The sequence below is a fragment of the Hassallia byssoidea VB512170 genome, from assembly GCF_000817785.2.
GTDB classification, from domain to species: Bacteria; Cyanobacteriota; Cyanobacteriia; order Cyanobacteriales; family Nostocaceae; genus Hassallia; species Hassallia carrinoi.
In genome coordinates this window covers 16771-32153 of record NZ_JTCM02000044.1, presented here as the reverse complement: position 1 = coordinate 32153, position 15383 = coordinate 16771, and the positions used below count along the sequence as shown (strand labels likewise).

Annotated in this window: 12 protein-coding genes; 7 read left to right on the top strand and 5 right to left on the bottom strand. The window is 40.4% G+C overall.

Annotated elements, in window-relative coordinates:
- Positions 1–13: 13 nt before the first annotated feature.
- Entirely contained in the window at positions 14–568 is a 555-nt protein-coding gene (locus PI95_RS18815; protein ID WP_039738040.1) for a hypothetical protein, read from the bottom strand.
- Between the two features lie 285 nt (positions 569–853).
- Here PI95_RS18815 and PI95_RS35285 point away from each other — a divergent pair, with 285 nt between their 5' ends.
- Complete coding sequence (locus PI95_RS35285) at positions 854–1051, top strand: hypothetical protein (protein ID WP_201280510.1); 198 nt, start codon at positions 854–856, stop codon at positions 1049–1051.
- A gap of 86 nt (positions 1052–1137) precedes the next feature.
- Here the strand turns inward: PI95_RS35285 and PI95_RS18805 are convergent, their stop codons facing one another.
- A complete protein-coding gene (locus PI95_RS18805) occupies positions 1138–1899 on the bottom strand; it encodes a sporulation/spore germination protein (protein ID WP_336507251.1) in 762 nt (253 codons plus the stop codon).
- A 48-nt stretch (positions 1900–1947) separates the two neighbouring features.
- Here PI95_RS18805 and PI95_RS18800 point away from each other — a divergent pair, with 48 nt between their 5' ends.
- The gene (locus tag PI95_RS18800) at positions 1948–5334 is read left to right on the top strand and encodes a PAS domain S-box protein (RefSeq protein WP_052324682.1); all 3387 of its coding nucleotides are present in this window, start codon (positions 1948–1950) and stop codon (positions 5332–5334) included.
- Between the two features lie 132 nt (positions 5335–5466).
- On the opposite strand, the gene PI95_RS18795 is transcribed toward PI95_RS18800, so the two are convergent.
- The gene (locus PI95_RS18795) at positions 5467–6045 is read right to left on the bottom strand and encodes a Uma2 family endonuclease (protein ID WP_039738041.1); all 579 of its coding nucleotides are present in this window, start codon (positions 6043–6045) and stop codon (positions 5467–5469) included.
- Positions 6046–6236: 191 nt separating this feature from the next.
- Between PI95_RS18795 and rsmA the strand changes: the two genes are divergently transcribed.
- The 4 genes from rsmA (at position 6237) to PI95_RS18775 (ending at position 9477) form a co-directional block, all read left to right on the top strand.
- The gene (gene rsmA, locus PI95_RS18790; protein ID WP_039738043.1) at positions 6237–7088 is read left to right on the top strand and encodes a 16S rRNA (adenine(1518)-N(6)/adenine(1519)-N(6))-dimethyltransferase RsmA; all 852 of its coding nucleotides are present in this window, start codon (positions 6237–6239) and stop codon (positions 7086–7088) included.
- Positions 7089–7265: 177 nt separating this feature from the next.
- Positions 7266–8210, top strand: a complete 945-nt coding sequence (ispE, locus tag PI95_RS18785) for a 4-(cytidine 5'-diphospho)-2-C-methyl-D-erythritol kinase (RefSeq protein WP_039738045.1) — start codon at positions 7266–7268, stop codon at positions 8208–8210.
- A gap of 14 nt (positions 8211–8224) precedes the next feature.
- Positions 8225–9004: a DUF4058 family protein gene (locus PI95_RS18780; protein WP_039738047.1), complete on the top strand. Its 780-nt coding sequence runs from the start codon at positions 8225–8227 to the stop codon at positions 9002–9004.
- Positions 9005–9162: 158 nt separating this feature from the next.
- A complete protein-coding gene (locus PI95_RS18775; protein ID WP_163518999.1) occupies positions 9163–9477 on the top strand; it encodes a DUF3082 domain-containing protein in 315 nt (104 codons plus the stop codon).
- A gap of 100 nt (positions 9478–9577) precedes the next feature.
- On the opposite strand, the gene PI95_RS18770 is transcribed toward PI95_RS18775, so the two are convergent.
- Both PI95_RS18770 and PI95_RS18765 read right to left on the bottom strand, forming a co-directional pair.
- Positions 9578–10408, bottom strand: coding sequence for a response regulator transcription factor (locus PI95_RS18770; RefSeq protein ID WP_039738050.1), 831 nt, complete (start codon positions 10406–10408; stop codon positions 9578–9580).
- A gap of 88 nt (positions 10409–10496) precedes the next feature.
- The gene (locus PI95_RS18765; protein ID WP_039738052.1) at positions 10497–12476 is read right to left on the bottom strand and encodes a scytonemin biosynthesis sensor histidine kinase; all 1980 of its coding nucleotides are present in this window, start codon (positions 12474–12476) and stop codon (positions 10497–10499) included.
- 988 nt (positions 12477–13464) lie between these two features.
- Between PI95_RS18765 and scyA the strand changes: the two genes are divergently transcribed.
- On the top strand, positions 13465–15267 hold the full coding sequence (gene scyA / locus PI95_RS18760) for a scytonemin biosynthesis protein ScyA (RefSeq protein ID WP_039738054.1): 1803 nt from the start codon (positions 13465–13467) through the stop codon (positions 15265–15267).
- Positions 15268–15383: the final 116 nt, after the last annotated feature.

The window sequence follows — 15383 nt, the reverse complement described above, 5'->3', positions numbered from 1 at the left end:
AGTACAAAACATATTATGCTGAAAAGTTTCCTGTTACCTTAAAAACTTGTATCTGAAACGAATTAGCTACATTCCCCTTTCGATGTGACTGAATGCTAGAGGTTAATCCGTTACGAATAGCCCCAGTTAACTCGCTAAATTTTGCTCTTTTTGCGTCATTATTAGAAGTTGAGTTAATTTCCTTGCTATAACGAATTGGTACGAGTACAGCCCCAATTGTTGTAGGCTGGTTTTTGACACCATTTCGCTGAATTTGTATGTTGCTTGAATCCGATGTTGGAGGTTGTCGATCTACTCTCCATAATTTATCTTGGCTATTTCCAATCGTTCCTGTGCTTCCGGTATAATTACTGGCATCTACAACAGTTGTAGCAAACTTTGCAGTACCAACACTTGTAAATGCCGGACTAAAGTTTCCATTACCTTCAACTTTAAGTGCAGCAAAAGCCGATGGAATGTTAAGTACGTTAAAACTAACAGCAATAAAAAGGATAATTAGTAAGCTGTTAAAAGTCTTAAGCTTGATTTTTATTGAACTAAATAACAACGAAAAAAAGTTTATTTTCATTTATTCTTCCTTTGAGTACAATAAATAACTTCGTTATTGTAACAAAAGTAATTATCAAAATCTCTCAAAAAAGAGTAATTTTCTAAAATATATATCTTGAGATAGATACCATAATTGGTAATTTTAAATAGCCAAGTAAATATATAGGTGTCAGTCATATGAACTTATGCAATTTTTCAGCAAATCAGTGATAAAACTTTAAAATTATTCTTTGCCAGTACAGCTAGTAGTCTCAAGTTCTCAGATGGTAGCGAGTTTAGCGCTATTAATCCTCAAGCACCATCGTTGCTAACAATTAATATTCGTCCGGGATTGCAATATGCAGTCAGTGAACCAAGTGTAAGTATTGCCAATGTGGGAAATTTAGCACTAAAGCCAGGACAAATCACACTATGCGGTAGCACTGTCACCAACACTGGTTCACTAACGACGTTGACATCCAGATTTTTTTGTGCCCAGCGTGTTAGGAGCGATCGCTCCTAACTCTCGTACAGACGTTCCGCCGCAAGTACAGACGTTCCGCCGCAAGTAGAGACGTTCCGCCGGAACGTCTCTACTGCGCTTGGCAATTAAAGAATAATTTTCTTACCTCTTTCGGTGAAGCGAACGTTTTTAATATTTAATTGAGCATTGCTTGTCAAACTTTTGCGAAGGCTGCCAAATAAAGCAAACTGTTCGCATTGCGAAAGAGAAACTAACTGCCGTTTGGAATCAGGCGATATTCGTAAATCTACGGTGGCTATCCGATTTTTTACACTTACACGATAACCAGATAAATTAAAGTCGCCTGTATCTTGTTGCTCTATGATTTTACTCACAATACCCGTTGCAGGTTCTGATGCTGGCACTGAAACTGTATTCGGAATCAGTTCTTGACATTCGCTATCACTTGTGTATAGGGTAATATTAATAGTCTTGTCAGTAGCAGCTTGAGAAGTTGACAAAGCGGTATTTTCAGTAAAGGGTTCTGTAGAAAAAGGCTGCTCGACGCTCGATTTAGCTCGCAGTTGAGCCATGCTGGGAATTTGGGATGAAGGACTGTTGGTTGGTGTTGTTGTGGCTGCTGTAGCCGTTTGGTCGAGATTTTGAGAGGCTTGGTTAGCATTACAACTGCTGATGCTGGAGGCGATCGCTACAACAATAAAAGGGATAATATATTTTTTATTTGTATTCATAATTTTGTCGCTGGATTGTTTTATCAACTTCAGTGTGAGTGGTATAAAATCCGCATAAATTATCGAGAAGTGGTATGAGTTAATTTTGGTGGAAATCAAGGCGATCGCTTCCATCATCGCGACAATGTTATTTTCACAAGCTAAATAGGGAAACATACATACTGAAGTCTACTTCAAACCCCTAGCTAGCAACCGACTTTGATTATGGCTTGCAATTCCATCACCGTAGATAAAAGTATTTATGAATCTCTTCAACAAGAATTGGTAGAACTGCGTCAGATAGTTTCTCAGTTGCAATCGCAGACAGAAGTACCTGTATGTAAAAGCGAAGCCTGGTTTGCACGCTTGGCAGACAATGTACCAGGGGTAATTTACCAATTTCAGCTTTTCAGTGATGGTACTGTATCGTTTCCTTATGTTTCTTCTGGATGTCGAGAACTTTATGAGCTAGAACCTTCACAAGTGTACCAAAATCCACAATTGTTATTTGCAGTGGTTCATCCTAAAGACCTTCCTGGGTTACAGGAAACAATTGCCATCTCCACTCAAACCTTAGAAAACTGGGAATATGAGTGGCTAACTATCACACCTTCTGGGAAGCAAAAATGGTTGAAAGGAATTTCTAAACCAGAACCACAATCAGATGGCTCGATTCTTTGGGATGGCTGCATAATTGATGTTAGCGATCGCAAACAAGCAGAAATAGCGCTGCAACTCTTGAATGAAGAGTTAGAAGTTAAATTCCAGCAACGTACAGCAGCCTTACATGAGAAAACTTCAGAATTAGAGGCTATGCTTAATGCCTTTCCTGACTTATTCTTTCGATTGGCTGGGGATACCACTATTTTAGATTACAAAGCTGGCTCTCAAGATGCTGAATTGTATGTTCCAGCAGAGGTATTTTTAGGAAAGCGGATGGTGGAAATTCTTCCTCTAGAAGTTGCCCAAAAGATGCAGCAAGCAATTGTCCAAGTTCAAGAAACTTCATCTTTAGTGAGTGTTGAGTATTCGCTATCAATGCCCAACGGTGAAGAATACTTTGAAGGGCGATTCGTTCCCTTTGCCAATAATAATATCATATTGATTGTCAGAAATGTCACCGAAGAGCAAACTGCATTGCGCGATAGCGAGAAAGCAGAACAACAACTTCAACAGCAAGCACAGTTTCTACAAAGCATTTGGGAAGGTGTAGACTATGGCATCTTTGTTATGGATGTTTTGGATGACGGAAGAGAGTTTCGCTATGTCAGCTTAAATCCAGCGATGGCAAGAACCAGTCTTGTACCGATGTCCAATGTTCAAGGGAAAACCATCAGCGAGGTACTACCTGCCGAAAGAGCGGATCTTTATCGTCAGCGTTACAGCGAATGTGTCAAGTCTGGCAAAAGCATTTTTTTTGAGAAGCATTTCTCTACAGATGGTAAAGATACTACTTGGTGGCTGTTGAATATCACACCTCTAAAAGACAGCAACTCACGAATTTATCAACTCGTCATCACAGCAACTAATATCACAGAACGCAAACGAACCGAACAAGAGCGGCAAATGTTTGTCTCACTAATTGAAAATAGTAATGATTTTATTGGTATCGGCAACTTAGAAGGACATCCGCTGTTCATTAACGAAGCAGGAAGAAAGTTAGTTGGTATTGATAGCTTAGAAGCTGTCAAAAGTATCAAGATCGAAGAATTATTTTTACCAGAAGACAGAGAATATTTGCAGCAACGCATCATACCTGCGGTGGTAAAAGATGGTTTGTGGCAGAGTGAATATCGCTTCCGACATTTCCAAACTGAAGAACCGATTCCAGTTGATTGCAACACTTTTCTAATTAAAAATCCTGAGACTGGTGAACCATTGTGTATGGCAACAATTACTCGCGATATTCGCGAACGGCAAAAAGCAGAAGCTCGACAACAACAGCAAGAGCAATTTTTACGCAGTATATACGATGGAGTTGAATGCTCTATATTTGTCATCGACGTTCTAGAAAATGGCGAATTTCGTTCTGGAGGTTGGAACTTAAACGCAGAAAAATCAACAGGCAAGCGTAGTGTTGAAGTAGTTGGTAAAAGCTTAACAGAAATTTTTGGTGCTACAAAAGCCGCAGAAATACTTCATAAATGTAACACTTGCCTCGTTGCAGGCGTTGCTATCTCTTTTGAAGAATGCCTTACATTACGCGGTGAAGAAAATTGGTTACTAACTACATTTAATCCTCTCAAAGATAGCGAAGGTCGAATTTATCGTTTAATAGGAACAACCTTTTATATTACAGAGCGTAAAAAAGCAGAAGAAGCACTTAAAGCTAGCCAGCATTTCATTCAACGTATTACTGACTCGATTCCTAATACTATTTATATCTACGACTTAGAAGAACAGCGCAATATATACGCGAATCATGAAATAGCTGAAATTCTCGGCTACTCGATTGAAGAAGTTCAAGAAATGGGAGCAGAATTTCTTCCCAATACTCTTCATCCAGACGATTGGGAAAAAGTCATAACCTATCACCAAAAATTTACTAGCGCTGTTGATGGCGAGATTTTTGAGATTGAGTATCGAATGAAAGATGCAAATGGAAAATGGCACTGGGTTTACAGTCGAGACACGTCTTTCAGCTGTAATGCTGACGGGAAAGTAAAACAACTTCTTGGTGTGGCAACTGATATCACCGTTCGTAAAGAAGCCGAAATTCAATTACAACAACAGGCTGAGTATTTAGAAAATACTCTAAACAAATTGCAACGCACCCAAGCTCAACTCATCCAAAGCGAGAAAATGTCTTCGTTGGGTAATATGGTTGCAGGTGTCGCTCATGAAATTAACAATCCGGTTAACTTTATTCATGCTAATCTGACTCCCGCTTGTGAATACTCCCAAGATTTGCTGCAACTAGTAGAACTTTATCAACAATACTACCCCAATCCTCCAGAAGAAATTGAAGAAAAAATTGAAGACATTGACCTTGATTTTATCAAAGAAGATTTAATGAAACTTCTTCAATCGATGCGAGTCGGAACTGAACGCATCCGTGAAATCGTTTTGTCGCTACGGAATTTTTCTCGTCTGGATGAAGCTGAATTTAAGCGAGTAAACATCCATGAGGGAATCGAAAGTACGCTGATGATTTTGCACAACCGTCTGAAAGCTAAACCAGAACATCCAGAAATCTCGGTTATTAAAGAGTATGGCAAACTTCCCTCTGTTGAGTGCTATCCCGGTCAACTAAATCAGGTATTTATGAATATCTTTGCCAATTCTATAGATGCGTTAGAAGAGTCATTTGTCAAGAACAAAGAACAAAAAATTAATCCACAGATTTGCATTAGTACTGAAGTTGTTAATGGCAACTGGATAGTAATCAGAATCGCAGATAATGGTCAAGGCATTCCACCAGAAATACTTTCAAAACTATTTGACCCTTTCTTTACTACGAAAGATGTAGGTAAAGGTACAGGATTAGGACTATCTATAAGTTATCAAATTGTGGTAGATAAACATGGTGGTAAATTATCTTGTCACTCAATACTTGGACAAGGTGCAGAATTTGTAATTGAGATTCCTGTTACTCAGGTAAAAGCGAGTTAGTAAATGGGTTTAATTAAATATAAAATCTTTAATTACGTAGTGAGCGGTTTACCGCTCAAAAGTATTTTAAGGGCTGAAGCCCTTACTACGTTATATTTTAAGGGCTGAAGCCCTTACTACGTTATATTTAAGTTAATTCCAGACTATTTGCATATCTAGAATAAAACCTGGTAAAACATCTTCTCCTGATAATGTTTTTGGAGATTCGAGTATTTCTACTGGTTGTCCTTGACGATAAATTTCAACTTGACGTGCTTTGCGGTTAATTAGCCAGCCAAGCTTCACTTGGTTATCTATATATTCTTGCATTTTAGATTGCGTTTCTTGCAATCTATCAGTTGCCCCGATTAATTCTAAAACAAAATCTGGGGCAATTGGCGGAAATTTCTCTTGCTGTCCTGGGGTGAGTGCATCCCATCTATCTTGTCGTATCCAAGAAACATCGGGGGAACGATTTGCACCGTTGGGTAGTTTAAAGCAGGTGGAAGAATCAAAAACTTTACCTAGTTTATTTTGTCGATTCCAAATAACAAAATCTGTCGCTATTTCAACATTACAGTTTCCTGTTTCTCCTCCGGTGGGTGACATTATAAGTAATTCTCCTTTGGCATTGCGTTCAAATTTGACATCAGGGTTTTTCCGACATAGTTGATAAAAGTCGTCGTCTGTGAGTGTAATGATGGAGTTGAAGTTTACAGTAATGTCTGTCATGGTAATAAAGAATTTTGAAGGACTTGTCTATAGTTTGAGGCTTTGAGTTCAAAGGTGCATCGAAGAGTGGATAATTAAGCGATCGCTTTTATTCTTACAAGCCTGATCATTTCATCTTCTTTATCATATTATATTTAAAAAGTCAATAAATCAGGCAAAGGCTAAAACATTGAATTAAGGAGGCAATATAGATGATACGACCGCGCAAGAACTTTGCCCAGCATTGGCTCAAAAGCGAAAAGGCACTTCAGTCAATAGTAGAAGCAGCTGAATGTAACCAAAGCGATCGCATTCTGGAAATTGGACCTGGTACCGGCATTCTCACTCGTCGTTTATTACCAAACGTCAAATCTTTAGTTGCAGTAGAAATTGACCGCGATTTGTGCAAATTATTAGTCAAGCAACTCGGTAAAAGTGATAATTTCTTACTTCTGCAAGGAGATTTTCTCACTTTAGATTTACCATCTCATCTTGCAGCTTTTGAAGCTTTTCAAAACCCTAATAAAGTTGTTGCTAACATTCCTTACAACATCACCGGACCAATTATAGAAAAGCTACTTGGTACGATTGCCAAACCAAATCCTCAACCATTTGATTCAATAGTACTATTAGTACAAAAAGAAGTAGCAGAAAGATTATATGCTAAACCAGGCTCAAAAGCCTTTGGAGCATTAAGCGTGCGGGTACAATATTTAGCTGAATGTAAGTTAATTTGTCCAGTACCCGCAGCTGCATTTTCCCCACCCCCAAAAGTAGATTCAGCAGTTGTGCGGTTAGTTCCCTACCAAATAGAACCACCAGCAAATGACCCGCGACGATTGGAAACTTTGGTAAAGTTAGGATTTGGAGAAAAGCGCAAAATGTTAAGAAATAATTTGCAATCGATTGTAGAACGCGCCAGCCTGACACAATTACTAGAAAAATTAGAAATAAATCCTCAAGCTCGTGCTGAAGACCTTAGCGTCTCTCAATGGGTAGCACTGGCAAATCAGTTAGAAGTTAAAAGTGAGGAGTTACAAGTAGGAGTGGGGAGTGAGGAGTGAGGAATTAAAAGTTAAGAGTGAGGAGTGAGGAGTTAGGGATTAAAAATCAAGATAAACTCCCCACTTTGCTCGTTGTAACTTATAACTCCCAACTCCTAACTCCTAACTCCTAACTCCTAACTCCTAACTCCCCACTCCCCACTCCCCACTCCCCACTCCCCACTCCTAACTTTCAACATGCATTCCTACACCTTAATTGCTCCGGCTAAAATCAACTTATACCTGGAAATCATAGGCGATCGCTCAGATAACTACCACGAGTTAGCTATGATACTCCAAAGTATCGACTTGGCAGACGAAATTGAGTTGCATTCCATCAGCACTGACACGATTCGCGTTCATTGCAACCATCCCCTAGTACCGACAGACCGAAGTAATCTGGCATACCGAGCAGCCGAATTAATGGCAACGGAATTTCCTAACACCTTTGCTAAATATGGAGGTGTAGAAATTACCATCACCAAGCGCATTCCTGTAGCTGCGGGTTTAGCTGGGGGTTCGACGAATGCAGCAGCGGTTTTGGTAGGAATTAATTTATTGTGGAAGTTGGGACTAACTCAGTCAGAATTAGAAGAATTGGGAGCTACTTTAGGTTCAGATGTACCATTCTGCGTTGCGGGTGGAACAGCGATCGCTACAGGTAGAGGTGAACAACTTTCTCCACTGCCAAGTTTAAATAATATATATATAGTATTGGGTAAATACAAAAGCTTAGAAGTTTCTACTCCTTGGGCTTATAAAAGCTATCGACAAGAGTATAGTGATTCTTACATTAGAGATAGCGATAATTTGGCAATTCGTGCGTCAGCAGTACATTCAGGAGAAATGGTAAAAGCGATTCTGCATCAAGATGCCAAAGAAATCGCCCAAAAACTGCATAATGATTTAGAAAAGGTAGTATTACCAGCTTATCCGCAAGTATTGCAGTTGCGAGAAACTTTTGCAAATGCCGGAGTTTTGGGTACAATGATGTCTGGTTCTGGACCAAGTGTATTTGCGCTGTGTGAGTCTCAAGAACATGCAGAAGAAGTTAAGCTGCAAGTGAAAACAGCGACGAAGAACGAAGATTTAGAATTGTTTGTAACTAAAGCGATCGCACATGGAATTCAGATAGTATCCTAACAGAACATAGTCGTATGAATTCTCCATTTCCAGGGATGAATCCTTATCTGGAAAATCCCGTATTTTGGTCAGAAGTACATCATCGGTTAATCGCAGTCATAGCTGACGAAATTGAGCCAAACATACCTTCTCAATATCGAGTTGCCATTGAGCAACGTACTTATTTAAGTGATGAAGAGGATTCTATATTAGTAGGTATTCCTGATGTGACTATTTTTTCTCAACAATCAAATCAGAAAGAGCATTCATCAACGACTACACAAGTATCTACCACAGATGGGGTAACGGTGACAATACCCATACCAGAAAATGTCACAGAAAGTTACTTAGAAATTCGAGAGATAGACACGGGATTTGTTGTCACAACAATTGAAATTCTCTCTCCTAAAAACAAACGAGCAGGTGAAGGAAGAAAAGCTTATGAACGAAAGCGAAAACAAGTTTTAGCTAGTCTGACGCATTTAGTAGAAATTGATTTACTTAGAAGTGGTCGGCAAATGTCTTTATTAGGAGAAGTGCCAGCAACAGATTATCGCATAGTTGTTAGTCAAAGTGAAACTCGCCCTCAAGCTAAATTATACGGCTTTAGCGTTCGCGAAAAAATTCCTACTTTCGTGTTACCTTTGCAGTCAGGAGATAGAAGAGTGATTTTAGATTTGCAACCTTTATTAAATCGAATATATTTGCGTGCGAGATTTTATTTAACTATTGATTACAATCAAGAGCCAATACCACCACTAAAAGCAGAGGATAAAGCATGGGCTGATACAATTCTACAAGGGACTAGGGACTAGGGACTGGGGACTGGGGGGAGGGGGAGAGGGGGAGAAAGAATTGTCCCCTTGTCTCCCTGTCCCCTTGCCCAATTCCCAATCCAAAATCCGTCTTGGAAAGTTCTGATCGGAGGAAACCTCCGCTCAGACTTTCCGCAAAATCTAAAATCCAAAATAGTATGAGTGACCCAAATTTAATTGAACAATCAGAAAAGCCAAAAAATACAGCGACTCCATTACGGTGTTTAATTGGATCGATAATTTCCGCAGGACTTGCGATCGCATCATACTCTTTATTAAATGCGATCGCTATCAGTTTTGCCACGAACCCGATCCATTCACAAAACCAATTAACTATCAGAATCTCCTCCGCAGTGCGTACCCTAGTTATAGGTGTATTCACTTTAGGAACAGGGGTATTTGCGATCGTAACTCTTGGTTTGTTTGCTTTAGGAGTACAATTACTGCTACAGCAGTTGAGACAAAAAAGTTAGGAATGAGCGCAAAAATAATTGAAAGGCACATTATTCGGTAGCGGTAATTCATGAATTACCGCTACTTACGACGTAAAAGATTGCGCTCATTCTGTGAAAGTTAAACTGCGCCGATATGTTCCGGTATAAATTGATGCTTTTTGCGCCAGCTTTGGGGAGGTATCTCGTTGTGTTGACGGAACTGACGGGAAAAGTGACATGCATTTTGGTAGCCGAGACTTGTAGCAATTTGCTCGATACTTTGGTCACTATTTTGAAGTAAATTACGTGCTTCTGCCATTCTGCGCTTCACAATCCAAGTATTTACGGTGTCTCCCGTCTTCTTTGCTACTCGATTAGTTAAGTAAGCGGAGGAATAACCAACTGCTTGAGCGACATCACACAAAGTAATTCCTTCTTGATAATGAGCTTCGATATAATCAAAAACTTCTTTGAGTTGAGGAACCGATGGAAAGCTGAACTCAAGAGGTTCTTCGGTTGAAGTTTTTGGTGTGGGTAACGATGCTGACATTTGATGAGAATTGATCGCACACCAGTAGCGGATCTGAGTTTGCTTTTCTAATCGGGTAGCGATCGCTCTGAGCAATTGCTCTACTGTACACGGTTTGGTAAGATAGTCATCTGCGCCCAATTCCATGCCTTTACGCATATCTTCTGTGCTGTTGCTGCCAGTCAGAAAAATGAAGGGAATAATCGCTGTTATCGGCTCTTGCCGCAGCGCAGCCAGAACCGCATAACCATCCATATCCGGCATCATAATATCACAAATTATCAAGTCCGGTGAATGCTCTTGTGCTTGCTGGATGCCAGTAACACCGTTATGAGCAGCTATAGTATCAAAACCTTCAGCTTGCAGACTGTCTAAGAAGAGATTGCGGGTGATTGCATTATCTTCTATTACGAGAATTTTTTTGGCTGATTGTTGCATCATAATTAAATTACCACAATTTTTAGTAGAAAATAAACACTGAATATGCCGAGTACTTAATTAGTGCTGAGTAAAAGTTTTTATTCAAAACTTAAGACTCAGCAATTCTATTGGGCAACACGACAGTAAATTTAGTGCCTGCACCCACATCACTTTCAACAGCAATTCGACCTCTATGTATCTCTACAAGAGTTTTGACAACCGATAAACCCAAACCAGTACCGGGGATACTATCGACATTGCTACCGCGATAAAATGCTTCAAATATTTGTTCTCTATCTACTACGGGAATCCCAATACCTGCATCTTTAACTTGAAAAATTACTTCTTCATCTTGACAGTGCAACTCAAAAATAACCGTACTTCCATCAGGGGAATACTTAATTGCATTTGATAGTAAATTCGTTAAGATATGATGCAGTAGTTTTGGATCTAAATAAGCAGTTGAACAGTCACCAGGGCTGATAAAATCAATTGATGTTTGCTTATCAGTTGCTAAGTGCATCTGTGCTGTAATATCACGACAAAACTGTTGTAAGTCAACTGGTCTGGGGTTACATTCTAACTTTGCGGCTTCTGCTTTACCAAACAACAATACCTCATCTAACAGCTGGCTGATTTCATGAACAGCATTTTGAATTAAATCAAGATAAGAGCGGGTTTTCTCTTCATTCCATTGGTGAAGATGGCGTTTTAGCAAGTCAGAAGAAAATGAGACAATATTCAGCGGTGTGCGGAATTGATGACACAGCATAGACACAAAGCGTTCTCTCAGTTCGCTGAGTTTTTTTGCTTGTTCTAAAGCTAGACGAACTTCTGATTCTGCGTGTTTGTAATCGGTGATATCAATCGCTGTGACGAATTCTACTGGCTTACCGGAAAAATCAAGTAATCCATCCATCATTTCCACAGTACAAGCTAGCCAACGCTGCGAGCCACTTTTGGTGACAATCTGCATTTCTTGATATTCACAGGTAGCCGCATTATCTAGCTTATTGACTTGCCTCAGCTTTTTGCTTTTAATTAATCGGTCAAGATTAAAGTTATTCAGCAGTTCTTTTCTAGTGTAGCCTGTAAGAACCTCAGCCGCCTGATTTACGTAGCAAAGCTTTGAGTTTTGAATCAGGAAAACACTAGCATCTGTGCTTTCTGCCAAAGTGCGAAATCTCGATTCGTTCAGCTTGAGTGCTGCTTCAGTGCGTTTGAATTCTGTAACGTCCCAAATACTCCAGACTCTGCCGATAATTTTACCATCAAGTCGCTGCGGTTCCGAGTAGTGTGCAAAAGTTCTGCCATCTTTCAATTCTAGTAAATCGTACCTTTCGCTCGCGCATTGAATCTCCATTTCCCATACGCAATCACGAAATAGCTGTCTATCTTTAACTTGGCTCTCAAAAAAGCCTTTAGCTCGTTTGCATTTTCTGGATATGGTTATTGATTTGGGAAGTTGCCACATATCCATAAATTTTTGATTGTAGCAAAGAATCTCCCCTTCAAAATTTACCGCAAGTATACCATTAGCGGTAGATTCAAGAGTCGAACGCAGTAAATTAACAGATGTTTTGAGTTCTTCTTCTTTTTGCTGATATTGGGCAGATACTTCCTGATGTAATTCCAAGTTGGCATCTTTGGATTTCTCAGCATACCGCTGCATACTGAACTCTACTATCTCCTCACTGCGATCGCTTGCGATTGCACAAGCGATTTGCTTACCTTGATGTTCTATATAGGTCAGGGTAATCCCCATCAAAAACATCTGCCCTTTCTTTGTGCGGTAACGCGATTTCAAACAGAGCGAACCTTGTGATTTTAGCGATCGCCATTGTTGGGACCAAACTTCTGGCAAGAAATCTACATCGACATCCTGCAACTTCATCCTCAGTAATTCCTCACGGGAATACTCAGTAATGCGACAGGTCGCATCGTTTACATAGAGAAACTCGGAGTTCTCTTGTACGCAAAAAGCAGCATCTGCAACCTGATTTATCAGTAAATGACCCAATTGCAACTCTTTTGCCGTTGAAGCCGATTTAGAGTTGGATGGTACTAACTTGTAATCGCCAAGATTCATAGCCCTACTAAGCCTTTTCAATCCGTCTGCACCAATGTCATAAATGGGCTTGTAATCAGGAATTACTAGAAATTTATACTTCGGTATTAAAGGTATTAATTTCTTTAATCCCACTTATTAAATTATCAGAAAACTAATCCTCTTAATAAAACTTTACTTAATCTTTACAAAACAACATTTACGTATCTAAAACAACAAATACAAACTGCAATAAACGGCTAGTTTAAGATAATAGAAAGAGAAAATAAAACAATTTCTATTATTAACACTGACCGTTACCTTTTTTTGCTTCAAAATGCCAAAAAAATCCTGAATTTCCCCAAGGGCTGATGCAAATTCTGACTCAGGAATTTAATTTATCTTAATTTCCTCCTTTATAAACTTCACTACAATACCACATATTTGTCATCCGTCATAAGAAATACACTTTTCAGTAAGGAATATACCTAATTTTTCCACATCCACCAAAAGGTAGACAGTGTATTAAATATTGATGTGTTCAACAGCACAAACATTTGAGGTAAAAGCTACTTCGCAGAAACAGAGCTACAAATAAAAAATGATTTTTTGTTCACTTTGCCTCAAAAAAATATTGTAATTTTTAATACTAATATTTAAGTTATTCAAGGGATTGCTATTTCATTCAACTATCGCAAGGTAGAGATTTATAAGCTATGCAGAATGAGCATTGCAGCTATTGCTAAACAGCAAAAGAATTGACAAGGCGATCAAAAGATTATTCATTGTAAATACTTCTTAATCTCCCGTAGGCTTGTTTCCAGAAGCACAGCAGAAAGGTTTAGTACTAACTATCTATATACTTTTGCGATATTTAAGTGTTCCTACTGTCAACCAAGCCAGGTCAAAAGTTACAAGAAAAACTCAGTTTTTGGTTTTCTGCATTTCCGAAAAAATGAGTGTCAAGGCAGGTTGAGTAAGGTACAGAGATTCTTATGCCAGCAATTTTCGTTTTAATTACGTAAAAGCAATGACTCCAAAATATACCGCATCTACAAGACAAATCACCGCAGAACCGTACAAGCTAGACGGTTATTTAGAATCAGGCAAAAACTCCAAATCGCTGACAGTTGCGGATGCGATCGCCGAAATGTTAGAGAACTTGGGAGTAGGCTGCGCCTATGGTGTCGCCGGGGGAGCGATGGCAAGCCTTTGGGGTGCGCTATCAAATAGTACCATGCAGGTACTCAACTTTCGCCATGAAGCTGGAGCCGCCTTTGCTGCCACCGAAGCGTATTTTGCTACTGGTAGTCCGAGCGTAGTTTTCACCACCGCAGGACCGGGAATGACCAATGCCCTCACAGGCTTATTTGCGGCTCGTGGAGAAGGCGCAAAAGTGATTTTGTTATCAGCTTGCACCTCAGCAGGGAATCGCGGACGCTGGGGGATTCAGGAAACCAGCACCGACACATTGCCGAGTAGCGGCATATTCACTTCTGGAGCGCTGTTCAACTATGCTGTCACGATAGAATCTGCGGATCAACTTCCACAGATTTTTCGGAGAATTGCTCTTGGGTTAGCACAACCAGGCGGATTTGTGGCGCATTTGAGCATTCCCACACGTCTACAGACAAGCTTAGTTGATGAAACAAACCTGCCCGATTTAGGAGTTGGTTCTTTATCGGTAGCGGCATCAGAAGAGGCGATCGCCAAATCTGTTGAGTTACTATCCGAAGGACCCTTTGCCATCTGGGTTGGATTCGGTGCGCGAAATGCAGCCGAAGAAATTCTCCAGCTTGCAGAAAGAACAGGTGCAGCAGTTATGTGTTCACCTCGCGGTAAAGGTATCTTTCCTGAAGACCATCCGCAGTTTGTCGGAGTCACAGGTTTAGGTGGTCATGGCTCTGTCATGACATACATGCAATCTGCAACTTGCTTACGCACCCTAGTCTTAGGAACACGCTTAGGTGAACCGACCTCGTTTTGGAGTCCGGCAATGGTTCCCCCAGGTGGCTTCGTGCATGTAGACATTGATCCACAAGTACCAGGAGTAGCTTACGCATCTGCCCAAACCTACCCCGTGCAGGCTGACATCAAAGCCTTTGTCCAAGCGCTGCTGAAGCACATGCCAGAGAATACCGCGTCTGCGATTTCCTTACCCAACCCCGAACAAGAATTAATTGAAGCGGGTGCCCCAGATATTCCAGTGCGACCAGAAGTATTGATGGCAGCCATTCAAAAAGTCATCGTAGAAGGTAGCGATGCCGTAGTCATGGCAGAGTGTGGTAACTCCTTTACCTGGTCAACTCATTTCCTGAGATTTGCTGAAACTAATCGTTACCGAGTCAGCACCGGAGTTGGGGCAATGGGTCACGCCGCTACCGGAGTTGTCGGAGCCGCCCAAGCCCGTAATGGTAAAGCCGTAGCGATTGTTGGCGATGGAGCAATGTTGATGAATAACGAAATCAGCACCGCCGTCAAATACCAAATTCCCGCAATCTGGATTGTGCTTAACGATGCACGTTACAACATGTGCCATCAAGGGATGAAATTGTTGGGACTCACAGGAGCAGATGCATCAATTCCCCCCACAGACTTTGTGATGATTGCTAAAGGAATGGGAGCAGAAGGAATCAGAGTCCTGAAAGAGTCTGATGTAGAGGCAGCGTTAGAACAAGCGATCGCATCAGAAGTTCCCTTCGTTATCGACGTCATCATTGACCCGAATCGAGTTGCACCTTCCAAAGGTCGCAATCAAAGTTTAGCCGCACAAGGAGTTAAAGCAACTCCTGCGAAAAATTCCGCAGTGCAAATTTCATTTCCAAATATCTAATTTGAAGAGGGGAAAAGGTTAAAGGGTAAAGGGTAAAGGTATGGAAATAAAGAGTGATTTAAATAACTCCTGGGATATTTTTTTTACCCTTTCCCCCTTTCCCTTTCCCCCTCTTG

Excerpts from the sequence above, each read along its gene's own strand:
- PI95_RS18815 (WP_039738040.1), bottom strand. The coding sequence starts at position 568 with ATGAAAATAAACTTTTTTTCGTTGTTATTTAGTTCAATAAAAATCAAG.
- PI95_RS18805 (WP_336507251.1), bottom strand. The coding sequence starts at position 1,899 with ATGTTTCCCTATTTAGCTTGTGAAAATAACATTGTCGCGATGATGGAA.
- PI95_RS18800 (WP_052324682.1), top strand. The coding sequence starts at position 1,948 with ATGGCTTGCAATTCCATCACCGTAGATAAAAGTATTTATGAATCTCTT.
- PI95_RS18795 (WP_039738041.1), bottom strand. The coding sequence starts at position 6,045 with ATGACAGACATTACTGTAAACTTCAACTCCATCATTACACTCACAGAC.
- rsmA (WP_039738043.1), top strand. The coding sequence starts at position 6,237 with ATGATACGACCGCGCAAGAACTTTGCCCAGCATTGGCTCAAAAGCGAA.
- ispE (WP_039738045.1), top strand. The coding sequence starts at position 7,266 with ATGCATTCCTACACCTTAATTGCTCCGGCTAAAATCAACTTATACCTG.
- PI95_RS18780 (WP_039738047.1), top strand. The coding sequence starts at position 8,225 with ATGAATTCTCCATTTCCAGGGATGAATCCTTATCTGGAAAATCCCGTA.
- PI95_RS18775 (WP_163518999.1), top strand. The coding sequence starts at position 9,163 with ATGAGTGACCCAAATTTAATTGAACAATCAGAAAAGCCAAAAAATACA.
- PI95_RS18770 (WP_039738050.1), bottom strand. The coding sequence starts at position 10,408 with ATGATGCAACAATCAGCCAAAAAAATTCTCGTAATAGAAGATAATGCA.
- PI95_RS18765 (WP_039738052.1), bottom strand. The coding sequence starts at position 12,476 with ATGAATCTTGGCGATTACAAGTTAGTACCATCCAACTCTAAATCGGCT.
- scyA (WP_039738054.1), top strand. The coding sequence starts at position 13,465 with ATGACTCCAAAATATACCGCATCTACAAGACAAATCACCGCAGAACCG.